This is a genomic window from Cryobacterium cheniae, from assembly GCF_004403395.1.
GTDB lineage: Bacteria > Actinomycetota > Actinomycetes > Actinomycetales > Microbacteriaceae > Cryobacterium > Cryobacterium cheniae.
This window is the reverse complement of the sequence record NZ_SOGN01000049.1, coordinates 129,496-153,844: the sequence shown is the minus strand read 5'-3', so window position 1 is coordinate 153,844 and position 24,349 is coordinate 129,496. Positions and strand designations below refer to the sequence as shown.

The following is a 24,349-nucleotide window of genomic DNA, read 5'->3' as shown; positions in this document are numbered from 1 at the left end:
TCACCGATACCTCATCTCCTTCCCGAGCGAAGCTATGGTCCTCACCGAGGGAGAGTTCCCGATCGTTGTCGCTGAATCCCACGGTGGCCTGCCGTTGCTCGCAGGAACTCCGCGAGTTCGGGGACGACCCGGACAATTAACGTGCGATCGTCCAACACACATGCGCCACCGCCGCCGAGCTGAACTCGATTGAGAGCCGCCGCATAACCGGACCTCAACCGACGCAGATTCGGCGCCAATTCGCCGAGGCCGCCGTGTGGCCACCGAATGGCCGGGTGCTTGGCGAACGGGTGATCGATGTTAGCTGAGAGCCCAGAGCGGAAGGGTTCCGACGAAGAGGCCAAGCGTCATGAGCGCGATCGCCGATGGAGGTGACGCTGGGACGTCTCCGGTTCCGACTTTGTTGGTGATGCGGGCCAGGAGCGCACGGGTTCGTTGGCGAGAGAGCAGGCCGATGACAAGGAGCACCAGACAGGGTAGGCAGTAGATGACCGTGTACCCGGCCAGCACCAGGAGTGCTTCACGTGTGCTGGCTTGCGAGTCGAGGAGCCTTTCGATGGCGATGAAGTAAGGGAACGCGTTGGGCAGATCGGCGGCGGTGAGCAGTGCACCGAAAGGGAATGCGGTCCACGGGGTGAACCAGGCGGGCAGTTCGATGGGTTTGCGGGGTCGGGTTCGGAAGCGTCGAACGCCAGTGACAACCAGCGCAGCTCCCGCTGCCCCGAAGGCGACGTAGCGCAGCGCGAGCACAATGCCGCCGACGGCGCCTGCGGCTGCGTTAGCACCGAGAAACAGTGCTGCACCTGCCAGGAATACGGTTGTGGCCGCGCCGAAGATGGTCACCAGCGCCGTTGATCCGGGCCGACTGGGTGCAGCGAGCAGGATCAGTGTGACGGCGACGATGGTCGCTGGATTGAAGGCGTCGAGGGCCGCAAGGCCGGCAATGGCGCCCAGTAGCGCTCCACTCATTGTCTTGACGCACCACCGGGTTTAGGGATCAGGGCGTCGATGAGTGCGTCGAGTTGTGCGGGGGTGGGAGCAGGCTCGATGCCGGTGATCACGTTGGCTGCGAGTCCGTCACCGACGAGGCGGATCACCCGCGCGCGTGCGATGTCGCCCGTTTCCTTCTGAATCATGGCCTCCCACCGAGAGCCGGCTTCCTGCGCGGCGGCAGCGACGTCATCACCCGGCGACTCGACCGCCCGGTGCGCGACCGCTAAGGCTCGGAACAGAGCTACGTCATCACCCGTCGGCACGGAAAGCCTGAGCCAGGCTTCCGCCGCCCGGCCCTCCATCGAGGCTGCAAGCATCGCCACGTCGAGCTCCTCCAACGCGCCGATGGCCAAGCCCTGAACAAGAGCCGCGCGCGAAGGAAAATGGTGGATCAGTCCGCCCTTAGACACCCCCGCAGCGCTCGCGGTGCTGTTCAAGGACGGCACGACACCGCGCTCGAGAGTGAGGTTTCGGGCTGCGTTGAGAATAAGTGACCGACGATCCATGGGACCATCCTACATAAAAACCGACCGGTCGGTCTGACGAAATGGCGGCCGCGGATGGGGTTGATGGGAGCACGGGTTGCGCGGCGGGGCGGTCTGCTGTCGCTGGCGATAGCGAGGCGGATCACGCGGTAGCGGTGGGGACGGTATGGCTCCAGGAGCTGAATCATCCGGTCGTCGTCGCCGCGCACCATCCCCAGGGCAGTGAGAGCGGTTTCGTGGTCCGGCAACGGTGCGTGGTGTGCGCGGTGGGTGAAACGCGCCGCCGCGATGAGGTTCTCGGCTCGCTGGCGTTCGATGCCGAACTGATGCAGCCGGTCATCGGTCAGCCGGGCGATGACGGCGGGTGGGGGTGGAACCGGCGGGTCGGTCGTGGGGGCGAATCCGGGGGAGACCCGAACAGTGGGGTCGCGGGCCAGCATGAGGAAGGGTCCGAGGCATGTTGCGAGGTTGACGTCTCCCGTGGGCAAGGTTAGCTCGGTCATCGCCGTGTCTCGGGCAGGTTTTGAAAGACAACGGCGAAGACCAGCGATGTCTTCCGGACTTCCTCGTGCGGGTGACTCCCACGCAGTCGAGCCTTGGGAAATGCGCTGTGTCCGCCGAGACGGTCCTGGGCGGAGGCCACGGGGTCCTGCGGCAGGATGGTGCCGTCGGAGCGGTACGGAGCGGTACGGAGCGGTACGGGGCGGTGAGGAACTTCAGGATACGGGCACGTATCAGCTCGTACTGGTCCAGTTCCATGGTCCAGCCGTCCAGGCAGCCGGGGCGGGCGCGGAGTAGGGGTCGGAGTTCATGGGACTCACCGCGTCCAGGAACGCTGCCGGTCGACCAGCCAGAGTCGCTCTGATTCGTCGACTGCAACTCCGATCGAGGCCACCCGCGCTGCCGGGTATACCGCCGGGAGCGCGCCGGCGTCGATACCGACGCCTTCGAGTTGGTGGACCGCGGGGAGTGATGAAGTGGAAGGGGGCCACACCGTTGGCGTCCCCCTCTTCGTTGTCGGTCTCGTTAGTGTCCTCCGCCGAGGTTTCCGGCGAGACGGGCGTGGATATTGGTGCTGGCTTCGTTCATGCCCACGATGACGGCGCGCTTGCCCTGGCGCTCGTACTTGTTCGTGATCGCGTCGAGCGCGGCGACGGTAGAGGCGTCCCAGATGTGGGAAGCGGACATATCGATGATGACGCGGTCGGGGTCTTCTGCGTACTCGAATTGGGTGGTGAGGTCGTTGCTCGAGGCGAAGAAGAGTGCCCCGGTGACGGTGTAGTACGCGGTCGGCACGGTTTCATCGATGGAGACGGTTCGTTCCACGTCGACGAGGTGGGCGACCCGGCGGGCGAAGGCGACCATGGCCACGAGGACACCCACGACCACGCCGATGGCCAGGTTGTGGGTGAGCACGACGACGGCGACTGTGGCGAGCATGACCGTGGTTTCGCTCTTGGGCATCCGTTTGAGCGTGGTCGGGCGGATGCTGTGCCAGTCAAAGGTCAGGACCGAGACGATGATCATCACGGCCACCAGAGCGGCCATGGGGATGATGGCGACGACATCGCCGAGAACGACGACCAGGATCAGGAGGAAAACGCCGGCGAGGAACGTGGAGATGCGAGTGCGGGCACCCGACGCCTTCACGTTGATCATGGTCTGGCCGATCATGGCGCAACCGCCCATGCCACCGAAGAAGCCGGAGAGCATGTTGGACACGCCTTGCCCCCACGTTTCGCGGGTCTTGTGGGAGTGGGTGTCGGTGACCTCGTCGACGAGTTTGGCCGTCATCAGGGACTCGAGGATGCCGACCATGGCCATGGCCAGCGCGTAGGGGGCGATGATCGTGAGCGTCTCCCAGTTGAGGGGGACGTTCGGGATGAAGAGTTCGGGCAGGCTCTTGGGCAGTTCGCCCTGGTCACCGACGGTGGGTACGTTGATGGCGATGGTGACGGTTGCGATGGTCAGCACCACGATGGCGACCAACGGGGCGGGGATGATCTTGGTGAACCGGGGCATGACGACCATGATTATGATTCCGATGGCCACCAGCGGGTACACCATGAACGGAACGCCGAGCAGTTGCGGCATCTGTGCGATGAAGATGAGGATGGCCAGGGCGTTCACGAAGCCGACCATGACGCTGCGGGGGATGAAACGCATGAGCTTGGCCACACCCAGCACGCCCAGGATCACCTGCAGGAGCCCGGCCAGGATGACCGTGGCGATGAAATAATCCATGCCGTACTCGCGTGCCACCGGGGCGATCACCAGGGCGATGGCTCCCGTCGCGGCGGTGATCATCGCGGGGCGGCCGCCGAGGAACGCAATGGATACGGCCATCACGAAGGACGAGAACAGCCCGACCCGTGGGTCGACTCCAGCGATTATGGAGAAGGAGATCGCCTCCGGAATCAGCGCCATCGCGACGACGAGGCCGGCGAGGACTTCCCGGGTGAGGAGCCGCGGGGTGCGCAGCGCTGTCATGACCGATGGTTCCGCTTTGTAGCGGTCGGGTGCGGGGGATTTCTGAACGAGAGCCATGGGGCCTCCAGGGACGGGGCTCGCGGTGGCGGGCCAGAATAAGGCGAAGGGAGAGGGGTGCGCCCGGTGCGCACAGTCATCCGCCGAAACGGCGAGGATGGATGGTGGGCTGGCATTCATTGTCAGCCACCGACATCAACTCTACCCTAACGTTAGGGTTATGTTTGAGTTCATGCGTGAGAGGTACCGCCATGTCACCGACTGAGTCAACGGCAACGATGCATATCGGCGAGCTAGCCGAACGCACCGGACTGTCTCTACGAACCATCCGTCATTACGACGAAATCGGTTTGCTCAAGGCATCGGGCCGGACCGACGGCGGCTTCCGCCTCTACACGGACGAAGACCAGGCCCGGTTGATCCTGATCCGGCGAATGAAGCCGCTGGGATTCTCGCTCGAAGAGATGATGTCGCTCCTTAAGACCATCGACACACTGGACGGCGCCATCGAGGGTGTCGACATTGCCGCCGTGAGATCAGCCCTGGAGTCCTTCATCACGCAAGCCGAGGAGCGGCGCCAGAAGTTGCAGGAACAGCTAGCTATGGCCGACGAGTTCCTCGCTCTCCTACGCGGGCATTCAGTCGCGGCCGCTCCTGCGGAGTTTGAGAACCGTTAGACGGACCTTCAGGGGGCACAGAATTCGCCGCAAGGACTTCGAGCCGGCGTTGGGCAGCCGGGTACCATTTGGGAACCGCGAAGCTCCCCTATTCTGCGGGACCAGACTGTTGATGAGGTGCTCGATGTGACGGGCGCGTACCCAGGAGGGGACGCGCCGGCGGTGCCGGGACCTCGGGGAGTCCCTGCTTGCAGATGGGTTCGAGGAGGCGCAGTGCTTGGTCTGGGAGTCCGTCTCCCGGGAAAAAGTCATTCAGCAATTTCTCGGCCGCACTGAGTTCACTAACATCGCAGATCGCGAGCAGATTGGCGATGTCCTGCACGTCGCGCCCGGGCGCGATGCGTTGAGCTTCATGGCTAGCAGTGCCCGGGCGAGGCCACTTCCACCGTGATGTCCTCGTTCGCGTAGAGGACCTCCCGGCCCGGGTCAGCGAGACGGTTGCCCGGTGGAACGCGCAGGTCATTGATGGTTTCAGCGGCGTCGAGTATCAGTAGCTTTCGGTTCGCGATTCGCTGCAAGTCGGGGCCAAACTTGCGCACATGGACCCGCTGCCAGACGCGCTGTCTTTTTCTGCGAACGTCTGGATCACACCATTAGCATGACGCTCAGCGTTATTACCGTCAATCGTTATCAATTCCATGCAGGGCACGTGGACGCCCACGACGCCAATGGCAGGCAGAGACAACCGCGCCGCCCCGCTCAACGGATACCGCAAGCCGAACCCTGAACGACGCACCGAACGACTCGAGTTGGAAACCTGACTGCTGAGTGGTGTTTGCGGGTGCCTGGGACGACCTGAGGTGGGGACGCAGCAGTACGTCTACACGTCCTATCCGACATACTCTTGGTCCCTGACGAACGACAGGCTGATCACTGGCTACCTGCGGAGGTCCCTCTTGAAACGCTCTGACCGCACGACCGTTCGCCTTCTCAACGATGGACCGATGAAGTGGCCAATCTGGTTTGGCAACGCGATTGCTGATGATCGAAGCCGGCAGTCGATCTCGGGTGCTCTTGAGTTGGAACTTCTGGAGTGGACAAGGTTCTACCACGAGCACTATAACGACGAGTGGGACAGCATCGAGAACTCCATGCGCTACAACGAGGCGGGACGTGCTGTCGCACAGCGAGTATCGGCGGAGCTCGGCTCGGACTACCGCGTTCTTGTGCAGCTCCAGCGAACGGCATCAGAACCGCAGAGGTGGATCGAAGTGGGCGTCTAGGCTCTGACGCAACCCTTGACGGGCGGACCTCATTTCGTGATCAGTGAGTACATGAACATGTCACGGTGCACCCCGCCAACTTGCCGCCATGAACGCAGGAGGCCCTCGCGTTGAAAACGAGCGCGCTCAGCGGCACTCCAGAAACCCTCGTTCCAGGGCTCAACGTATAGCTCGAGCCGATGTAGCTGCTGGAGAGTCCCTCCGTGGGAATCTCCGCAGGCACCACCTCGGCACCGGAAATCTTGTTGGACGTCGATGCGAGTGGAAAACTTAGCGCGTACGGCACAACTGCTATCTCCGGTAAAGTTAGTGCCGGGTGCTTCGCCGGGTCTGGTAACGCTACGGTGGGCCGATGACCGACCAAGACGAGCGACGGCGCGATTCGGCGCGGCGGCAGCTCCACCTGGTCTGGGCTGTGCCCGTCGTCCTCCTGATTTGGCTCGTCACCTGAGTCCTCGCCTTCATCACATGGTGCGGTGACTTCGGCGGTGAATGCCTCTTTTCTGACCAGGAGGCCAACCAGGCGGGAGAAGCGATCTTGACGCTCGCCGTCGGCGGCTTGATCGCCGGAGCGGTGATGGCCGCCGCCCCTTGGTCCCGACGGTGGCTGCCCCGGGTGATTGCAGGAATTGTGACGCTCGGAATCGCCCTCGGCACCGGGGTCCTCTGCATCGACCACATCAGCAGATAGACCGCTGATGCAGAGTCTCGGCCGAGAGTTGTGGGAATCCGGCACAGGCTTTCGTTTGAGCCCCAACGTGCTTGCGTCGTCGCCCCAGGCGACTACGGCGCCGTCCTGCCGAAGCGTGAGGCTGTGCGTAAACCCAGGGTTCAATCGACGCTGGATCGATGCGGCCCAGCCTCGCTGTTCATCATCCAACGATATCGGCCGCGATGCGTGATGCCGTGATCACCGAAGCCGAGCCGTTGGCGCAATTCACACGGCGGTGAAGGCTTCCCCGTTCCTCGGGAGCCAGGCGCCACCGTTGACCTGAGGGCTTTCAAAGACGATCGGCTTGCCGCGCGCCGTGGGCCAGGTCGTTGAGTCCGTGACTTGCAGGTGCACGTGAGGCTGTGTGCTGTTGCCCGAGTTCCCGCATGATCCGATGTTCTCGCCGACCATGACCACTGATCCAACTGAGGCGCTCACCGATCCGCGCTGGAGATGGGCGATCAGCACAAAAGGTCCGGCCGGCGCCAGCGCGATGACCACGTGATTGCCCGCGATCGCGCGCACGCCCTCTCGAACTCGGCGAGCTTGGGAGAGCGCGTAAGGAATCAACGCCAATTGTGAGCGCCGGGCCTCGTGATCCAGCTCACCGTCGACCGCGGCAACGATAGTGCCCGTGGCCGGCGCCAGGATCGGGGCGCCGTATCCGACAAAGACCTCGGGGGGCTCCGTCGCTAGCACGGAGCGCCAACCGTGCTTCGCCGAACGGCCTTGTTCGTCGATGGAGACGAAGTCGATTGCGAATGTCGTGCCGAACAGATGGGTGCCATGGCTGGGAACACGGTTCGCCGGACTGTTCTCTGCGATCCACCGGCCCTGGAACGGAAATCGCAGCACAACGGGGGGAGTGCGCAACATGCCAGCACCTCCGGCCGCAGATAGTGGTGTGGCCCGTTCGAGCGACACGCTCAGTGTAACGAAAGGCATCAGTCCACCGAGCCCGACTAGATCGGCCCAGGTTGACGCGGGCCGCCCGTAAGCCGGACCTCGAACGCGCACAAGCCTGAAGTACACGGCCGGGAACAAACGCATAAATGCGGAACGCTCGAATCACCCGTTCGGCGTGCATTCGCACGTGGGTCCGTCAACTGCAACAAGCCCGTAGGGTCATGAGACCCCTCGCGTCAGGACGTGGTCGGGGCCTGTTGGAGACCGTCCGTCGATTGCGTGAGCGACCTGACTGGAGCCGTCACCGGGGTCAGAGGTCGGCGAGCATACTTACCGGGGACTCGATGCAGCGCGCGACGTAGGTGAGGAACCCGGCGGCGGTGCCTCCGTCGCAGACCCGGTGGTCGAAGACCAGGGACAATTCGACGACCGTGCGCACGGCGAGGGCGTGGTTGACCACCCAAGGGCGCTCGATCATCCGTCCGATGCCCAGAATGGCGGCCTCCGGGTGGTTGATGATCGCGGCCGACCCGTCGACACCCAGCGCACCGAAGTTGTTCAGGGTGAAGGTGCCGCCGGTGAGTCGGGACGGTGGGAACGAGCCATCCGCGGCCTGAGTCACGATTCCGGCGATCGCATCCCGCAATTCGCGGGTAGTCATCGCGTGGGCGTCGTGTACCACCGGCACCATCAGGCCCCGCGGGGTCTGGGCGGCAAGGCCGAGATTGATGGCGCCGCGCTGCAGGATCTCCTGGCTGGCCGTGTCGACCGAGGAGTTCAGCAGCGGAAACCTGCGAAGCCCGGCGACCGTGAACCGGGCGATCAGCGCGGTCACGCTGAAGCGCTCGCCCGTGGTCTCGAAGAGACGGTCCCGTGCGGCGAAGAGCTCGGTGGCGTCCACATCGAGCCAGACGGTTGCCTCGGGGATCTCCCGGCGCGAGGTGGTCATCCGCTCTGACACCACCTTCCGTAGGCCGGTGATGGGGATCCGGATGTCGTCTATAGGCGCGACCCGGGGCTCGACAGGTTCGACCACGGGTGCGGGTTCGACCACCGATGCGGGTTCGAGTGCCGGCGGGGGTTCGAGTGCCGGCGTGGGTTCGACCGCCGCAGCTCGTTCCCGGATGGCCGACTCGACGTCTCGGCGCAGCACGAGGGCATTGCTCCCGCTGCCGATCAGCCGGGTCGCATCGAGGCCGTTCTCGCGGGCGAGACGCCGCACGAGCGGCGAGACGACGGGGGAGCGGCCGGCCGGGCTGGCCGACGAGATCGGAGCCGTTACCGGTGTCGGGGCGGGCGGGGCCACGACGGCGACCGGTGGGACGATGGGCGTGGCGACCGGAGTCGCTGAGCCGGGACGCAGACCGAAGCGCGCGGTGGCCGGGCGCCGCACGGGACGCGTGTTCTCGCTTGTGCCGTATCCGATGAGCACGGCACCGGATGCCGACCCGTCGACCTCCGCGGGCGGAACCGTGCCCGGCATCGATGCGGGCGTCGTGGCCGGCTGCGGGGCAGGCTGTGCGGTGTCCGCGGTGTCCGCGGTATCCGCGGCATCCGTCACCGTCAGCAGTACCTGGCCGGCGTGCACGACCTGGCCGGCGACCCCGTTCAGGGCCTCCACCACGCCGCCGTAGGGCGACGGCAGTTCCACGATGGACTTGGCCGATTCGACCTCCACCACGGGCTGGTCGATGGCGATGGTGTCGCCGACGGCAACCAGCCAGGACACGATTTCGGCCTCGGTGAGTCCTTCGCCGAGGTCAGGAAGGATGAAATTCTGACCCATCAGTTCCACTCCCACGTTCCGAGGGCGGCCAGGATGCGGTCGGGGGTGGGCAGGAAGTACTCCTCGAGTTTGGGGGAGGGGTAGGGAATGTCGAAGCCCGTGATCCGCAGGATCGGCGCGGCCAGGTGGAAGAAGTTGCGCTCGGTCAGCCGGGCGGCTACCTCGGCGCCGTAGCCGCCGAACTGCGCCGCCTCGTGCAGGACCGCGGCGCGGGAGGTCTTCCGCACAGATGCGCCCACGGTCTCGTCGTCGAAGGGGGACAGGCTGCGCAGGTCGATCACCTCGATCGAGAGTCCCTCCGCCACGGCCAGCTCCGCGGTGGCGAGCGCGGTCTTCACGGTCGGACCATAGGCGATCAGCGTGACGTCGGTGCCCTCCCGCAGCACGGCCGCGGTGTTCATCGGTGCGGTGCGCACGGGCAGGCTGAGCTCGGCTTTGGCCCAGTACCGGCTCTTGGGTTCGAGGAAGATGACCGGGTCGTCACTCGTGATGGCCTCGCGGAGCATCGAGTAGGCATCCGCCGGGTTCGACGGCGAGACCACGGTGAGGCCGGGCGTGGCCGTCCAGTAGGCCTCGGAGGAGTCCGAGTGGTGTTCCACCCCGCCGATGTCGCCTGCGTAGGGGATCCGGATCACGAGCGGCAGCTGGACGCGCCCGCGGGTGCGATTGCGCATCTTGGCCACGTGCGACACGATCTGCTCGAACGCCGGGTAGCTGAAGGCGTCGAACTGCATCTCCACGACCGGGCGCAGGCCGTACATGGCCATCCCGATCGCCGTGCCCACGATCCCGGACTCGGCCAGCGGCGAGTCGCTCACCCGGCTCTCCCCGAATTCGGCGTACAGCCCGTCGGTCACCCGGAAGACACCGCCGAGCGGGCCGACATCCTCGCCGAACAGGACGACCGTCGGGTCGTCGCGCATCGCATCCTGGATTGCGGCGTTGAGCGCCGCCGCCATGGTCAGCGTGACCGGCGCGCGCAACGGCGTCGGGGCGGTGTCGTGGAGCGTCATCGGGTTCCCCCTGTTTGGGCGGTGATCGGGCCTGCGGTGGTGGAGGCGTCGGATGGGGCGGCGTGCTCGGCGAGTTCGGCCGCCAGAAAGGCGCGCTGCTCCGCCAGAGCGGCGCGCGGGGTCGCGTAGACGTGGTCGAATAGCTCGAGCGGATCCACCGGGGCGGACCGGGTCATGCATTCCCGGGTGTCCGCGGCCAGATCCTCGGCCTCGGCACGGATGTCCGCGCGCTCCGCGTCGCTCAGCACTCCGATCTCGCCGAGGTAGGTGTCCAGCCGGGTGATCGGGTCGCGCCGACGCCAGATCTCCAGATCCCCGGCGTCGCGGTAGCGGCTCGGGTCGTCGGAGTTGGTGTGTGCCTCCATCCGGTAAGTCAGACCCTCGATCAGGGTCGGGCCGAGGCCGGCGCGGGCATTCTCCACCGCCGCCGAGGTGACCGCGTACATCGCGGCGACGTCGTTGCCGTCCACGAAGTAACCGGGCATCCCGTAACCGATGGCCTTGTCTGCGATGGTGCGGCACCGCATCTGCTTGTCCAGCGGCACGCTGATCGCGAACTGGTTGTTCTGCACCAGGAAGACGACCGGGGCCTGCCAGACGGCCGCGAAGTTGAAGGCCTCGTGCGCGTCGCCCTCGCTGGTGGCGCCGTCGCCGAGCAGGGTCAGCGCGACGGTGCTGTCCCGTTTGAGCTTGGACGCGGTCGCGAGCCCCACGGCGTGCAGCGCCTGCGTGGCCAGCGGGGTGGCCTGCGCCGCGATCCGGTGGGCGTTCTGGTCGTAGCCGCTGTGCCAGTCCCCGCGGAACGAGGCCAGGATCTGTTCGGGCGGGACGCCGCGGGTGAGCAGGGCGATGCTGTCCCGGTAGGTGGGGAAGAGCCAGTCGTCGGCGCCGAGGGCCGCGACCGCGGCGATCTCGCAGGCCTCCTGGCCGAGGGCTGACGGGTACGTGGCCAGGCGTCCCTGCCGCGTCAGCGCGGTGACCTGCACGTCGAATCGGCGGGCCACGACCATGCGCCGGTAGAGGCTTCGCAGTGTGTCCGGGTCCGGCAGGGTCAACCCGCCGGCTTCGTCCGGCGGCGCGGCGCGGCCGGTGTCATCGATCAGGCGGAGGGGGCGCGGCGCGGCGAGGGGGCTCTCGACCAGGCTCTCGACATTGAGGCTCATGACGCAATGCTGCGGCAATTCCGGGCCGTCGACGACGCCCGGGCGACGGATGCGAACGATTGGCCCGAAGCTGCGTCGCGCCGAGCCATTCGTTCGTCAGAAGTAGCGGTTCAGGTCCAGCTGTCCGCCGCTCGAGCCGGCGGTAGCCCGGTGATTTCCTCGAGGATGAGGTGGGAGCGGGTGGAGATCACGCCCGGCATGCTGTGGATGTCGCGCAGGATGGCCTGGCTCAGCTGCTCGTGGTCCGGGGCGCTGACGGTGAGGATGATGTCGATGTCGCCGCTCACGGCCTGCGCCTTCTCGACGAAGGGCAGTTCGCTCAGCCGACGGGCCATCTCGGCCCAGGACACGTCCCCGATCTTCACGATCACGAGGGCGGAGACCCGAAGCCCGAGCGCACGGCGATCGATCTGCGCACCGAACCCGGTGACCACGCCCTGACGCACGAGATTCTGAACGCGACTGTGCGCGGTGGTGCGGGAAATGTGCACCAGCGCGGCCAGCTGCCGCATCGAGAGGCGGCCGTCGCGGCTGAGTTCAGCCACGATCTTCCGGTCGATCGCGTCGAGACCGTCGGGAGCGTCGGGAGCGCCCGGAGCGGTGGGTGCCGAGCGTTGCGTCATTGGAATCCTCAGGCTGGGGAAAGCCCCAGACTACTGCCAGCTCACCATTGCCAGCTCACGCGACTGCCGCATCAGGCGCAGGTAGTGGTTTTTGGGCCAGTGGCGCAGCCGGCGCGGAAGCCGGGGATAGACGCGTGCGGTCAGCCGGATCACCCGGTCGAAGCGGCGCTGCGACCCCGCGGACCAGGGCAGGTCGAACAGCGCGCGCACCGGGCCGGGGAGCAGGCCGACGGTCACGAACCGGCCGAGCGGCATCATCAGCCGCAGCCAGACCGGCCCGGTGCGCGGATGGAGCAGCTGGCGGGCCACGGCGCGTGTGGCGGTATCCGTCGCCAGTTCGCCGAGGCGTCGGTCCCAGTACCGGGCGAAGGCGGTGCGGTCCGGCGGCCACAGCTCCGACGGCATCTGCAGTGCCGTGCCCAGCACGGCGTAGTCCCGGTAGAGCGCGTCGGCCGTATCGTCGTCGAGCGGGCCGTACACCAGCTCCCGCATCGTGATCGCGGAGTCGTACAGGGTTGCCGCCACCCACAGCTGCAGCTCCGGGGTGAAGGCGCTGTAGGCCGGGCTCTGAGCGGTAGCCGGCCCCGACACCGGGGCGTGGGCATGATTGACCCGGTGTCGGGCCTGCGCGGCCTCCTCGGCTGTACCGAATACGACGGAATACACGTAGGTCAGGGTGCCGCGCAGCCGATCGAGCGGCCGGGCCGCGAATTCGCTGTGGTGGGCCACCCCGTGGCCGATCGACGGGTCGGCGATCTGCAGAAGGATCGATCGCCCGCCGGCGGCGATCAGCACGGCCTCGCCCGCCATCTCTCTCATCTGCATCTTTGCCTCCCCGGGCGATGCCCCGAGTGTAACGCCGCCACCGGGGAAGCGGATGGGCCTGGCGCCCGTGCCGGCAGGTTAGCCTGGATTGATGATCTCCGGCCGACGACACCCGGTCCCGGCTCGCCGGATGACCGCGCTCGCTGCCGTGGCCCTGCTGGCCCTCACCCTCTCCGCCTGCACAGCGGCCCGCGGAACGGACGAAAGGGGCGGCACCGCCGGCACGGCCCCTCTCGGTCCCGGCTGGTCCGCTGATCCCGTTGCCGAAGACGCCGCCCGACGCCTGGCGGCCATGTCCCTGACCGAGAAGGTCGCCAGCCTGCTGATGCTGCACCAGCCGGGAACGGACGCCGCCGCGCTGCGCTCCTTCGCCGGGGCGCACGGCCTCGGCGGACTCATCCTGATGGGCGACAACGTGCCGCCCTCCCCGGAGGAATTGCGGGCGATGACGGATGCCCTCAGCCCGGACCCGGCCCTCCCTCTGCTGGTGGGCATCGACCAGGAGGGCGGCGAGGTCTCCCGGCTGCCTGCCGATCTGGCCCCCGGGGCGGCGCAGCTCCAGGCGCTCCCTGCTCAGGCCACGGAGGAGGCGTTCCGCAGCCGATCCACCCTGCTGCAGTCCGTCGGTGTGAGCGTCAACTTCGGCATCGTCGCGGACGTCACGGCCGACCCGGCTTCGTTCCTGGCCGGGCGGGTGCTCGGCACCGACCCGGCCTCGGCATCCGCCCGCGTGGCCGCGGCGGTCACCGGTGAGCACGGCCGGGTCCTGAGCACGCTCAAGCACTTCCCGGGTCACGGGGCGGCAGCGGGGGACTCGCACCGGAGCATCCCGTCGACCCCGCTCGGCTACCAGGACTGGTTGACCGGGGAGGCGCCGCCGTTCCGGGCCGGGATCGCAGCCGGGGCAGAGGTGGTCATGTTCGGCCACCTGGCCTACCCGAGCATCGACTCGAAACCGGCGAGCCTGTCGCCGGCCTGGCACGAGATCCTTCGCGCGGACCTCGGCTTCGACGGTGTCACGATCACTGACGACCTGCTGATGCTCCAGGATTCCGGTCTGCCGGAGTACGCCGACCCGGCCGAGAACGGGATCGCCGCCCTGGCCGCGGGCAACACCATGCTGCTCTACGTTCTACCGGCGGATCCCGCGCGGTCCGGCACCGACGTCACCACCCTGATCGGCAGAATCGTCGGAGCGGTCGACGCCGGGCGCCTCACGCCGGGGCAGATCGATGAGGCCGCGTACAAGCTTCTCGTGCTGCGCGGCCGGGCCGCCCCCTGAGCCGCCCGAAGGCGATCCGCGGGTCTACGTTGTGCAGCGAACCGCACCGAGGAGGAATCCATGGATGCCCGCACACTCGCGGGCGGCATCGGCGGCACCACCGGGAACTCCCTGTGGTGGGGGCTGCTCATCCTGCCGTACCCGGTGGGCTGGTTCATGGCGGCGGCGGGGGCGGTGTACCTGTTCATCCGCTACCTGAAGACGCGGAAGCTCGCGCCGCGGCCGTGACGTCAGGTCAGCTCCCGCCGGTCAGCTTCCCGCCGTGCCGACGAAGTACGCGGTGACGACGTCACGGGTGCGGAGTGGGTCCTCCCCAGAGACGGGCGCGACCTGCACCGTCCACCGGGGTGCGGACCGATCGATGCCGTCGGTGCTCTCCGCCCAGACCGCGCCGCCCTCCGCGCATGAGTAGGTGCCGTACCAGCCCGGGTGATCGGCGAGATCATTCCAGACGCCGCCGCTGCGGACCAGACAGCGGTCCCCGTTGCTGAGGAGCAGACCGAGGGGTTGCGCCTGGTCGGGCGCCGTGGTTCCCGTCACGCTCCCGGAGCTCGGCAGGCGCACCACCTCCGTGTTCCACGGGTCGCGGTAGCAGGCCACGAAACCGGGGACCGGGTCCTGCCAACAAGCCACGGCGAACGCGCTCGACGGAGAGCAGGCAAGGATGTTGTCGTCGACGGCGACAGCGGACGGCCGTGGATCGAATGTCGTGCTGCCACAGTCGAGTGTGACGGTCGTGTCATCGGTGATGGTGAAGCCCGCGGCAGGCAGACCGCTCTCGGTGACCGGGCGCATCACCACGCTCTCGGTGGACGGTGCCGACGAGGTGGAGGCGGGCGACGAAGGGGACGCGCATCCGGTGAATAGCACAAGCAGCAGTCCCAGGGGGAGCAGGAGACGTGAGCGCATTTCAGCCCTCCGTTCCACCCGTCCGGCATCCCTCTGAGCGACTGACGGTACCCTCGGCGTCGGAGGCAGTCAAGGGAATCCGGCGTCAGCAGGTGGACGACTGCCGGAAAGTTCTTTCCACGTCCCGGAATAATTCCTTTTCCTATGCGCTTGCATGAAACTACGGACGAGAATCCACCGTCCTGTGAATTGAGGAGAACCCATGACTGAGACCACCGAAGTGAGCATCCCCGGCTACAAGGCCGGAACCTGGACCATCGACCCGACCCACAGCGAGGTCGGTTTCAGCATCCGTCACATCATGATCAGTAAGGTCAAGGGCTCGTTCGAGAAGTTCGACGCGACCTTCGTCACCGGCGAAAACCCCCTCGACTCCTCTGTCACGGCCACGGCTCAGGTCGCGTCGATCAACACGAACCAGGCGGACCGCGACGGTCACCTGCGCACCGGCGACTTCTTCGACGCCGAGACGTACCCGACCATCGGCTTCGTCTCCACCGGCGTGCGCCAGGTCAAGGACGACTTCCTTGTCGACGGCAACCTCACCATCAAGGGCGTCACCAAGCCGGTCACCTTCGACTTCGAGTTCGGCGGCTTCGGCACCGACCCGTACGGCAACTACAAGGCCGGCGCCACGGCGAAGACCGAGGTCACCCGCTCCGACTTCGGCCTCACCTACAATGCGGCCCTCGAGACCGGCGGAGTGCTGCTCGGCGAGAAGGTCACCATCACGATCGAACTGCAGGCCGCGCTCAACCAGGGATAGCGCGATCCCGCGCAGCGGTCTGCGCGGGCACTGGAAAGACGACGAAAGGGACCCCACCGGCGTGGGGTCCCTTTCGTCGTCAACGTGGTGCCGACTCGGCGATCTCCCGGCCGTGCACCGTCGGAACCCAGATCACCGAGACGCCGGCGACGATGAATAGTGCGCTCTCATTGTGGATCCGTCTTGGCCAATTCTGAAGTTCGAGACAGATCCGCTATTCGCCTTTGATCTCCTCGCGCACCCGGCGCAGGTCCTCCATCAAAGACCCGATCAGGATCCAGTGCTGGGGATGCGGCGTCGCAATGATCAGGGGAGCGGTCAGGGTGGGCGGCTCGAGCGGCACGCTGACCTGCTGGGCGCTTGGGTGGTCCACCTGTTCGGCGAGCAACCTCAGGTCATGGGCGGCTCGGCTCAGCTCGACCGTGATCGCCAGCACGGTGGGCTCGAGGTGCAGGGAATGGTCGTAGTGGTCCCGCAGCGAGCGGGTCATACCGATCGTCCGTGCGACGAGCGAGGTCAGTCGAGCGAAGAGTTCTTCGTCGACGTCGAGCAGGCGCCGGTTCACCGCGTGTCGGGGGTTGAGCGTGAGGCTCTCCTCGGCCTGTTTGAGCGCCTGGTCCGCCTTGGCGAGCATGGGCCGCAGCAGCCGCACCTTGATCATCATCTCTTCGATCTGGCTGGCCTTCTGCGGAAACCGCAGGGCGTCGACGATCCGGTCCAGGGTGTCCGCGATCTCGTAGGCCAGTCGGACGACGGCCGCGTGCGCCGGAGCAAGCAGTACGGGCGGAACGATCAGCGCGTTGACGAGGAGGGCGGCCGCCGCCCCGATGATGGTTTCGACGATCCGATCCCGCGCGTATTCGGCCGTTGCCGTGCCGATCGTGAGGAGGAGCATGGCACTGATCGGGATCTGGCTCGCCGAACTGGGCGCCAGCCGCAGCGCCCAGGCCAGCATGATGCAGAATACGATGGCGAGCAGCACGACCCAGCTCGATTGGCCGAACGCGACGCCGACGCCGTAGGCGATGATGACGCCGCCGATGACGCCCAGGCTGCGCTCGACCGCGCGGCCGAGGGTCTGATTGATGTTCGGTTGCACCACGAGCAGGGCGGCGATCGCTGCGAAGACGGGCAGCTGCTCGGTGTCCAGGAGCAGCTGCGACAGGATCCAGCCGAGCGCGACCGCCGCGGAGGTCTTCAGCGCCTGAAGCAATGGAATCCGACTCGTGGATCGCAGCCGGGTGTTGAGTCTCACGTGTTTAGGGTAATCGAAAGCGCCCGGTAGTCGGACCGCTGCCGGTGCCGGTGATGGCTTGCGGGTTAGGGCAGGTCGTCGTCCGTGCGCGCACCGAAGACGATTTCGTCCCAGCTGGGCATCGAGGCGCGACCGCGCTTGCCGGTGCCCGAGGCGCGCGGCGTCGCGGCCGGTGACTGAGCGGCGGCGGCCTGGGCGGACCAGGCGTTGCGGGGAGTGTCGATCGGCGCGGGGGCGGGAGTCAGGGGAGCGGGGGCTTCCGCGGCGGCCTCGACCGGCGGGTTGACCAGACGGATGCCCGGAACCGGGTTTCCGGGGATGGCACTGCCGGGGATGCCACTGCCGGAGATGGTGCTGGTGTTGAGGCCGGAATGGTGGCTCTCGGACTGGTTGCTTTCGAAGGCCGCGGCTTCGCGCTCCCCGCGGCGGCGGCGGAGGGAGGCCAGTAGATCGGCCGTCTCGCTCAGGCTCTGCGGCGGTTCGTCGGCGCGTTTGATCGCTGCCCGGGACACGGCATCCGTGGTGCCCGCCGAACGGGAATACGGCACCGGGTCCAGAATCGGCGCGGTGTCGTTCAACATTTCCTCGACCAGGGACTCCCTGAAGGTGAAGGCGCCGCTGTCGAACCGGGACACATCGGCGAGGCTGGTTTCGGCACCGACGGCCCGCAGCCGCGGGATCAGCGCGCCCTTCAGTTCGCCCTGCTGCGATAGTGCGACGGCTTCGTTGCCGACCGGAGACAGGGAGTTCTTCTTCGGCTCGAAGTCCCAGCGGGCATCGTGGTCGATCTCATCGGCGGTGAAGGCCAGCTTGACGATCCAGCCCGCGCCGGGCTCCTTCCAGCTGGCCCAGCGCTCGTTCGTGGCGCCGAGGGAGGCCAGGCGCTCACGGATGACGGTGCCGAAGTTGGCTCCGCCCTCGATGGGGTCAGGGTCGATGGCGGTGTGCACGGGAACGCTCAGCGCGCAGGAGACCATGTAGTCGCGTTCGGCGACGACGGGACCCTCGAAGCGGCGCACGAAATCGAGGGACGCGCCTGTCACCGCGGCGACGTCTTCCGCAGACATGCCGGCCCGGATATGCGCCTGTACTTCCCGGGGGCTGAGCTTCGGTCCCGCCGTCGGCTCCGCCTGGGTTTGGCGAAGCCGGGACTGGAGAACTTCATCGATGGGGATCCTGAATCGGTCACCCTCGTCTGACGCTGCGAGCAGCGCACCGTTCTCGACTCCAATAACTTTCAATTCCTGCATGTTGAAAGCCCTCTCGCCATCACTAGTGCGATCAAGACTGCCATGTAAATGGCGAATCTTCGGGGAATACGCCGGGCGTGCCGCAAGTTGACGTCTGTGCCGAGTAAATGACGCGGCGCGTAGTTTGCTATTCCGCCCGGATTGTTGGAAACTATGCCCGCCGAAATCCTTTCTCGGCGTAACTGAATGGATGGGTATGGCAACCGATTACGACGCACCACGGAAGACCGAAGACGACTCCGAGTCGATTGAGGCCCTCAAGGAGCGCGTACCCGACAAGATGTCCGGTGTCGTAGATGTGGACGACTCGGACAACCCCGGTGGGTTCGACCTTCCCGGCGCCGATCTGTCCGATCTCGACCTCGATGTCGTCGTTCTGCCTCCGCAGGCCGACGAGTTCACCTGTGTGGAGTGCTTCTTGGTGAAGCACCGCTCGCAGATGTCGCACGAGACCAAGCTCGGCCCGGTTTGCCTGGAGTGCGACTCCTAAACGCGCTTAATCATGTGATGCTGGCCGTCGCGATCCATTGATCGCGGCGGCCAATTTCTGTGGGTGCCGCGTCGACACCAGCCAGTACGGCGCCGGGTCGGTCGCATCCTCGATCGGGATCCGAACGACGGGCCGAATCCAACCGCGGATGAGCAGCCATGCCCTGGCATCGAGCCGTTGGCCGCGTTCCAGGGCGGCCTCGTCCCCATCGAAGGGTTGGACTTCGCCGACCAGGTCGGTTGAAATGCTCGCGCGCCCGGCGATGAGTTCACCGTCACGCAACTGCACCACCGGCGCAGACAACAGCAGCGCCAGAACGCAGGCGGAATACAGACCGGCCGCAAGCAGCACCCCGGCCAGCATCGAAATCGGTGCGAACACGAGGATGCTGGCGGGGATGATGAGGGCAGTGGCGACGTAGGGTGCGGGAGAGGCCCAGAGTTTTTCGCGATATTCAGGCATGGGTCTATTCGATCAGACTTCTGCACTAGCCTCGACACGTGGCAGAAAGCGTCGAAGTCCTGATTACCGCGTCCATCCTTCCGAGCTACGCGCACCCGGGTGACGCGGGAGCGGACCTTCATTCCGCCCAGGCTCTGGTTCTGGCCCCGGGCGAGCGCGCATTGGTCGGAACCGGCGTGTCGATCGCCCTCCCCGATGGTTTCGCGGCGTTCGTGGTGCCCCGAAGCGGTCTGGCGTTCAAGCACGGCATCACGATCGTGAACGCGCCCGGCACCGTCGACGCCGGGTATCGCGGCGAGATCAAGGTCACTCTGCTCAACACCGACCAGACCTCGCCCTATGCGATCGCGGTCGGCGACCGCATCGCCCAGATCATCATCATGCCCGTCAGCCGGGCCACCTTCATCCCCGTGGACCGGCTGCCCGGCAGCCAGCGCGGGGAAGGCGGGTTCGGGTCCACCGGCCTGAACCGGCACATCAGCACGGGAACCTCAACGTCAGGAGACAACCAGTGAGCGACACCGCGAACCCGGAGGACATTCCGGACGAGACGGCCAAGTCCGCGCCCACCGATCGCGCGACCGAGGGTCCCCTCGACGAAGTCGAAGCCAACCCGGTGCGGCCCTACGTGGACCTGGGCGGGGTCAAGATCCTCCCTCGCGAGGGACTTCACCTGCGGCTGGAGATCGAAGAGGGCAGCAAGCGTGTCGTGGCCATCGGGCTCGACTACGCCGGCTCCACCCTGCAGGTGCAGCCGTTCGCCGCGCCCCGCTCGAGCGGCCTCTGGCACGAAATCCGTGCCCAGATCGCCGACCAGATCGGCAAGCAGGGCGGGACGACGACCCTGCGCGAAGGACCGTTCGGCCCCGAACTGGTGGCGGAGATACCCGTGGCCGCAGGGCAGGGTGCAGACGGAACGAGCCGGCTGGCCCGGTTCATCGGAGTCGACGGCCCGCGCTGGTTCCTGCGCGGTGTGATCGCGGGCGAGGGCGCCGTGAACGCCGACGCCGCGACCGAGATCGAGGAGCTCTTCCGCAGCATCGTCGTGGTGCGCGGATCCGCCCCGATGCCGCCGCGTGACCTGATTCCGCTTCGGATGCCGGCCACGCCCGCCAGTGCCACCGAGCCGGGCCAGTCCTGAAGAACACCCACATGACGCACACACCGCTGCCCGACGAGGCCCGCGAGCCCGGCATTTCACAGAACGCGTCCGACTCGCCTGTGCCCGCCGCGTTCGCCGACGGCATGGCGGCGGCAGCCCGGCGGGCGGGCTTCACCTCGGCCGAAGAGGGCGAGCCGATCAGCGGGCGTGCCCTGCTGGCCGCGATGGGCGGCATCCGTGGTCTGGTCGAGGCCGTGTTGCCGGGACTCGTCTTCCTGATCACCTATACCTTCACCCGGCAGCTCTTCCCCGAGCAGTCCCTGATGCTGTCGCTGGTCGTGCCGGTGCTGATCGGCGTCGTCTTCATCGTGCTGCGCCGGATCAGCCGACAAACGGTGACGCCCGCCGTGGGCGGTCTGGTGGCATTGATCGTCAGCGCGGTTCTCGCCCTGTTCACCGGGCGGGCCGAAGACTTCTTCCTGCCCGGATTCTGGACCAACGGCCTCTACGGTGGAGTCCTTCTGATCTCGGCGGTGATCGGCTGGCCACTGATCGGACTGGCCGTCGGATTTCTGATGGGTGAGGGAATCGCCTGGCGCGGGAATCCGTCCAGGCGCCGGGTACTGACCATCCTCACGCTCTGCTGGGCGGGCCTGTTCGCGCTGCGCCTGGCCGTCCAGCTTCCCCTGTACTACTCCGGAAACGTGGAGTGGCTCGGTGCCGCCAAGCTCCTGATGGGGATCCCGCTCTATGCTCCGCTTCTGGTGATCTCATGGCTGGTGGTTCGGGCGGTGTACCGCACCGACGGCAGCAAGATCGACGGTGGCGCGCCCGGGCGACCCGAATAAATTCCGGGGGGATTCCGCGACATCCGCCGGAATAGCGCGGGAACCGCGGCGACACCGCTAGAGTTATCTCTACGTCAAGATAGTTTGGCGTTGGACATCGTCCGCACGTGGCATCAGCCGGTTAGGTAACCCTTGCTGGCAGGGGCAGGCGTCCGGTCGTCAGAATTGAGGATTGCGGACGGTTTCGCCGTCGGTTTCCACGAAGGAGAGGGCATCGTGTCGGCGCTAAATAATGCGGTCGTAAACAGTTTTGGAGCCAAGGACACCCTGCGGGTCGGGTCGACGGACTATGAGGTCTTTCGTCTCGACGCGGTCAAGGGCTACGAGAAGCTCCCGTTCAGCCTGAAGGTGCTGCTGGAGAATCTTCTCCGCACCGAAGACGGGGCCAACATCACCGAGGCCCACATTCGTGCCCTGGGGGAATGGGTACCCACCGCGGAACCCGACACCGAGATCCAGTTCACGCCCGGGCGCGTGGTCATGCAGGACTTCACCGGCGTGCCGTGCATCGTCGACCTCGCCACCATGCGTGAGGCCGTCGCCGAGCTCGGCGGCGACCCGAAGAAGATCAACCCGCTGGCTCCGGCCGAGCTGGTCATCGACCACTCCGTCATCGCTGACCTGTTCGGCACCGCGGATGCCCTCGAGCGCAACGTGGAGATCGAGTACGAGCGCAACGGCGAGCGGTACCAGTTCCTGCGCTGGGGCCAGACCGCGTTCAACGACTTCAAGGTCGTGCCGCCCGGAACCGGCATCGTGCACCAGGTCAACCTGGAATACCTCGCCCGCGTGACGATGACCCGCACCGTGACGGACGCTGACGGCAACGACGTGCTGCAGGCCTACCCCGACACGTGTGTCGGAACCGACTCGCACACGACCATGGTCAACGGCCTGGGCGTGCTCGCCTGGGGCGTGGGCGGCATCGAAGCCGAGGCGGCCATGCTCGGCCAGTCCATCTCGATGCTCATCCCCAAGGTGGTCGGCTTCAAGCTCAACGGCTCCATCCCGACCGGCGTCACCGCGACGGATGTCGTGCTCACCATCACGCAGATCCTGCGCAAGCACGGCGTGGTCGGCAAGTTCGTCGAGTTCTACGGTGCGGGCGTCTCGCAGGTTCCGCTCGCGAACCGGGCCACGATCGGCAACATGAGCCCGGAGTTCGGCTCCACGGCAGCCATGTTCCCGATCGACGACGTCACCCTCGACTACCTGCGCCTGACCGGTCGCACCGACGAGCAGGTCGCGCTGGTCGAGGCGTACTCGAAGCTGCAGGGCCTGTGGCACGACGCCGACCAGGAGCCCGATTTCAGCGAGTACCTCGAGCTCGACCTCGGCACCGTCGTGCCGTCGATCGCCGGCCCGAAGCGCCCGCAGGACCGGGTCATCCTCACCGAGGCGAAGTCGCAGTTCGAGCTGGACCTCCAGAGCTACGCGACGCGGGACTGGACAGTGGTGGACGAGGCCGTCGAGGCCTCCTTCCCGGCGTCAGACCCGATCGGCTTCACCGCCGAGGACGAGAACGTCGACCGCGAGCTCGCGCACAACCACGTGAGCCACGCCCCGGTCAGCGTGTCCAGGCCCGTCGCGATCACCACGCAGGCCGGCGCGAATTACACGCTCGATCACGGAGCGGTCGCCGTCGCAGCCATCACCTCGTGCACGAACACGTCCAACCCGAGCGTCATGCTCGCCGCGGGCCTGCTCGCCCGCAACGCCGTCAAGAAGGGCCTCACGAGCAAGCCGTGGGTCAAGACCACCCTGGCTCCGGGTTCGAAGGTCGTCACCGACTACTACGAGAAGGCGGGCCTCACCGGTGACCTGGAGGCCCTCGGCTTCTACACCGTCGGCTACGGCTGCACGGTCTGCATCGGCAACACCGGTCCACTCATCGACGAGGTCACCGCCGCGGTCAACGACAACGACCTGGCCGTAACCGCGGTGCTCTCGGGCAACCGCAACTTCGAGGGCCGGATCAGCCCCGACGTCAAGATGAACTACCTGGCCAGCCCGCCGCTGGTCATCGCCTACGCCCTCGCCGGTTCGATGAACTTCGACTTCGAGACGGATGCGCTCGGCATCGGCAGCGACGGCAACGAGGTGTTCCTCAGAGACATCTGGCCCGACTCCGCCGAGGTGCAGGCCACGATCGACAGCTCGATCGACACCGGAATGTTCACGAAGCAGTACGGTCACGTCTTCGAGGGTGACGAGCGCTGGCGCGGCCTGCCGACGCCGGACAGCGAGGTCTTCGAATGGGACCCCGAGTCCACGTATGTGCGGAAGCCCCCGTACTTCGACGGCATGACCATGGAGACCACCCCGGTGGTCGACATCGTCGGTGCCCGCGTACTGGCCAAATTGGGCGACTCGGTCACGACCGACCACATCAGCCCTGCCGGTTCGATCAAGGCCGACAGCCCGGCCGGCGCCTACCTGCTGGAGCACGGCGTCGAACGCGGCGACTTCAACTCCTACGGTTCGCGCCGCGGCAACCACGAGATCATGATCCGCGGAACGTTCGCGAACATCCGTCTCCGCAACCAGCTGCTGGACGGCGTCGAGGGTGGTTACACGCGCGACTTCACCGTCGACGGGGCGCCGCAGGCGTTCATCTATGACGCGTCGCAGAACTACCAGGCCGCTGGAACGCCGCTGGTCATCTTCGGCGGCAAGGAATACGGCTCGGGCTCCTCCCGGGACTGGGCCGCCAAGGGCACCAGCCTCCTCGGTGTGAAGGCCGTCATCACGGAAAGCTTCGAGCGAATCCACCGCTCGAACCTGATCGGGATGGGCGTTGTTCCGCTGCAGTTCCCGGCCGGCGAGAGCTGGGCGTCGCTCGGACTGGACGGCACGGAGACCGTCACGATCGAGGGTCTCGTCGAGTTGAACAACGGGGTCACCCCGAAGACGGTGCGCGTCACGGCGGCGCCGAGTGCGGAGTCCGCGGCCGGCAAGGCCACGGTCGAGTTCGACGCGGTCGTTCGCATCGACACCCCCGGTGAGGCCGACTACTACCGTAACGGCGGCATCCTGCAGTACGTCCTGCGTTCGCTGGTCGCGTAGCCTCACCCGGCAGCCTCTCGGCTAGC

25 protein-coding genes are annotated in these 24,349 nt (G+C 66.6%); 11 read left to right on the top strand and 14 right to left on the bottom strand.

Annotation, left to right across the window (positions count from 1 at the left end; all coding sequences use genetic code 11):
* Positions 1-300: 300 nt before the first annotated feature.
* The 3 genes from E3T23_RS12740 to E3T23_RS12730 form a co-directional block, all read right to left on the bottom strand.
* On the bottom strand, positions 301-969 hold the full coding sequence (locus tag E3T23_RS12740) for a GAP family protein (RefSeq protein ID WP_134370795.1): 669 nt from the start codon (positions 967-969) through the stop codon (positions 301-303).
* Positions 966-1,499, bottom strand: a complete 534-nt coding sequence (locus E3T23_RS12735; RefSeq protein WP_134370794.1) for a TetR/AcrR family transcriptional regulator — start codon at positions 1,497-1,499, stop codon at positions 966-968. The genes E3T23_RS12740 and E3T23_RS12735 overlap by 4 nt, the downstream gene beginning before the upstream one ends.
* Positions 1,500-2,504: 1,005 nt before the next feature.
* Positions 2,505-4,025 carry a SulP family inorganic anion transporter gene (locus E3T23_RS12730; RefSeq protein ID WP_134370793.1) on the bottom strand — a complete coding sequence of 507 codons (1,521 nt, stop codon included), beginning with the start codon at positions 4,023-4,025 and terminating at the stop codon, positions 2,505-2,507.
* A 191-nt stretch (positions 4,026-4,216) separates the two neighbouring features.
* On the opposite strand from E3T23_RS12730, the gene E3T23_RS12725 reads away from it, so the two are divergent.
* Entirely contained in the window at positions 4,217-4,642 is a 426-nt protein-coding gene (locus E3T23_RS12725) for a MerR family DNA-binding transcriptional regulator (protein ID WP_134370792.1), read from the top strand.
* A 356-nt stretch (positions 4,643-4,998) separates the two neighbouring features.
* Here the strand turns inward: E3T23_RS12725 and E3T23_RS16045 are convergent, their stop codons facing one another.
* Positions 4,999-5,181: a type II toxin-antitoxin system RelE/ParE family toxin gene (locus E3T23_RS16045; RefSeq protein ID WP_420898326.1), complete on the bottom strand. Its 183-nt coding sequence runs from the start codon at positions 5,179-5,181 to the stop codon at positions 4,999-5,001.
* A gap of 405 nt (positions 5,182-5,586) precedes the next feature.
* Between E3T23_RS16045 and E3T23_RS12720 the strand changes: the two genes are divergently transcribed.
* Positions 5,587-5,865 (top strand): hypothetical protein, encoded by a 279-nt coding sequence (locus E3T23_RS12720; RefSeq protein ID WP_134370791.1) that lies wholly within the window; start codon positions 5,587-5,589, stop codon positions 5,863-5,865.
* A 538-nt stretch (positions 5,866-6,403) separates the two neighbouring features.
* Positions 6,404-6,556, top strand: a complete 153-nt coding sequence (locus tag E3T23_RS15290; RefSeq protein ID WP_166806286.1) for a hypothetical protein — start codon at positions 6,404-6,406, stop codon at positions 6,554-6,556.
* 246 nt (positions 6,557-6,802) lie between these two features.
* On the opposite strand, the gene E3T23_RS12715 is transcribed toward E3T23_RS15290, so the two are convergent.
* From E3T23_RS12715 to E3T23_RS12690, 6 genes are all read right to left on the bottom strand, one after another.
* Positions 6,803-7,501 carry a peptidoglycan DD-metalloendopeptidase family protein gene (locus tag E3T23_RS12715; protein WP_241977902.1) on the bottom strand — a complete coding sequence of 233 codons (699 nt, stop codon included), beginning with the start codon at positions 7,499-7,501 and terminating at the stop codon, positions 6,803-6,805.
* 292 nt (positions 7,502-7,793) lie between these two features.
* Positions 7,794-9,269, bottom strand: a complete 1,476-nt coding sequence (locus E3T23_RS12710; protein ID WP_134370790.1) for a dihydrolipoamide acetyltransferase family protein — start codon at positions 9,267-9,269, stop codon at positions 7,794-7,796.
* Positions 9,269-10,282 carry an alpha-ketoacid dehydrogenase subunit beta gene (locus E3T23_RS12705; protein WP_134370789.1) on the bottom strand — a complete coding sequence of 338 codons (1,014 nt, stop codon included), beginning with the start codon at positions 10,280-10,282 and terminating at the stop codon, positions 9,269-9,271. Before E3T23_RS12705 ends, E3T23_RS12710 begins: the two co-directional genes overlap by 1 nt.
* Entirely contained in the window at positions 10,279-11,445 is a 1,167-nt protein-coding gene (gene pdhA / locus E3T23_RS12700) for a pyruvate dehydrogenase (acetyl-transferring) E1 component subunit alpha (RefSeq protein ID WP_134370788.1), read from the bottom strand. The genes E3T23_RS12705 and pdhA overlap by 4 nt, the downstream gene beginning before the upstream one ends.
* 110 nt (positions 11,446-11,555) lie before the next feature.
* Positions 11,556-12,068, bottom strand: a complete 513-nt coding sequence (locus E3T23_RS12695) for an Lrp/AsnC family transcriptional regulator (protein ID WP_134370787.1) — start codon at positions 12,066-12,068, stop codon at positions 11,556-11,558.
* Between the two features lie 30 nt (positions 12,069-12,098).
* Complete coding sequence (locus E3T23_RS12690; protein ID WP_241977901.1) at positions 12,099-12,887, bottom strand: oxygenase MpaB family protein; 789 nt, start codon at positions 12,885-12,887, stop codon at positions 12,099-12,101.
* A 136-nt stretch (positions 12,888-13,023) separates the two neighbouring features.
* Here E3T23_RS12690 and E3T23_RS12685 point away from each other — a divergent pair, with 136 nt between their 5' ends.
* Together E3T23_RS12685 and E3T23_RS15285 are read left to right on the top strand one after the other, a co-directional pair.
* Positions 13,024-14,175 (top strand): glycoside hydrolase family 3 N-terminal domain-containing protein, encoded by a 1,152-nt coding sequence (locus E3T23_RS12685; RefSeq protein WP_241977900.1) that lies wholly within the window; start codon positions 13,024-13,026, stop codon positions 14,173-14,175.
* Positions 14,176-14,235: 60 nt separating this feature from the next.
* Positions 14,236-14,403 (top strand): hypothetical protein, encoded by a 168-nt coding sequence (locus E3T23_RS15285; RefSeq protein ID WP_166806285.1) that lies wholly within the window; start codon positions 14,236-14,238, stop codon positions 14,401-14,403.
* A gap of 21 nt (positions 14,404-14,424) precedes the next feature.
* On the opposite strand, the gene E3T23_RS12680 is transcribed toward E3T23_RS15285, so the two are convergent.
* Positions 14,425-15,084, bottom strand: coding sequence for a hypothetical protein (locus tag E3T23_RS12680; RefSeq protein ID WP_134370785.1), 660 nt, complete (start codon positions 15,082-15,084; stop codon positions 14,425-14,427).
* A 202-nt stretch (positions 15,085-15,286) separates the two neighbouring features.
* Here E3T23_RS12680 and E3T23_RS12675 point away from each other — a divergent pair, with 202 nt between their 5' ends.
* On the top strand, positions 15,287-15,850 hold the full coding sequence (locus E3T23_RS12675) for a YceI family protein (RefSeq protein ID WP_134370784.1): 564 nt from the start codon (positions 15,287-15,289) through the stop codon (positions 15,848-15,850).
* 214 nt (positions 15,851-16,064) lie between these two features.
* Here E3T23_RS12675 and E3T23_RS12670 read toward each other — a convergent pair whose 3' ends face one another.
* Together E3T23_RS12670 and sepH are read right to left on the bottom strand one after the other, a co-directional pair.
* Positions 16,065-17,105 (bottom strand): FUSC family protein, encoded by a 1,041-nt coding sequence (locus E3T23_RS12670; protein ID WP_134370783.1) that lies wholly within the window; start codon positions 17,103-17,105, stop codon positions 16,065-16,067.
* Between the two features lie 65 nt (positions 17,106-17,170).
* Positions 17,171-18,355 (bottom strand): septation protein SepH, encoded by a 1,185-nt coding sequence (gene sepH / locus E3T23_RS12665; RefSeq protein ID WP_134370782.1) that lies wholly within the window; start codon positions 18,353-18,355, stop codon positions 17,171-17,173.
* A gap of 196 nt (positions 18,356-18,551) precedes the next feature.
* Here sepH and E3T23_RS12660 point away from each other — a divergent pair, with 196 nt between their 5' ends.
* The gene (locus tag E3T23_RS12660; RefSeq protein WP_134363594.1) at positions 18,552-18,845 is read left to right on the top strand and encodes a DUF4193 domain-containing protein; all 294 of its coding nucleotides are present in this window, start codon (positions 18,552-18,554) and stop codon (positions 18,843-18,845) included.
* 6 nt (positions 18,846-18,851) lie between these two features.
* Here E3T23_RS12660 and E3T23_RS12655 read toward each other — a convergent pair whose 3' ends face one another.
* Positions 18,852-19,307 carry a DUF3093 domain-containing protein gene (locus E3T23_RS12655; RefSeq protein WP_134370781.1) on the bottom strand — a complete coding sequence of 152 codons (456 nt, stop codon included), beginning with the start codon at positions 19,305-19,307 and terminating at the stop codon, positions 18,852-18,854.
* 38 nt (positions 19,308-19,345) lie between these two features.
* Between E3T23_RS12655 and dut the strand changes: the two genes are divergently transcribed.
* The 4 genes from dut (at position 19,346) to acnA (ending at position 24,323) form a co-directional block, all read left to right on the top strand.
* Positions 19,346-19,822 carry a dUTP diphosphatase gene (gene dut, locus E3T23_RS12650; protein WP_134370780.1) on the top strand — a complete coding sequence of 159 codons (477 nt, stop codon included), beginning with the start codon at positions 19,346-19,348 and terminating at the stop codon, positions 19,820-19,822.
* Positions 19,819-20,448, top strand: coding sequence for a DUF3710 domain-containing protein (locus tag E3T23_RS12645; protein ID WP_241977899.1), 630 nt, complete (start codon positions 19,819-19,821; stop codon positions 20,446-20,448). Before dut ends, E3T23_RS12645 begins: the two co-directional genes overlap by 4 nt.
* Positions 20,449-20,459: 11 nt before the next feature.
* Positions 20,460-21,257: a DUF3159 domain-containing protein gene (locus E3T23_RS12640; RefSeq protein WP_134370779.1), complete on the top strand. Its 798-nt coding sequence runs from the start codon at positions 20,460-20,462 to the stop codon at positions 21,255-21,257.
* Between the two features lie 216 nt (positions 21,258-21,473).
* Positions 21,474-24,323, top strand: coding sequence for an aconitate hydratase AcnA (gene acnA, locus E3T23_RS12635; protein ID WP_134370778.1), 2,850 nt, complete (start codon positions 21,474-21,476; stop codon positions 24,321-24,323).
* Positions 24,324-24,349: the final 26 nt, after the last annotated feature.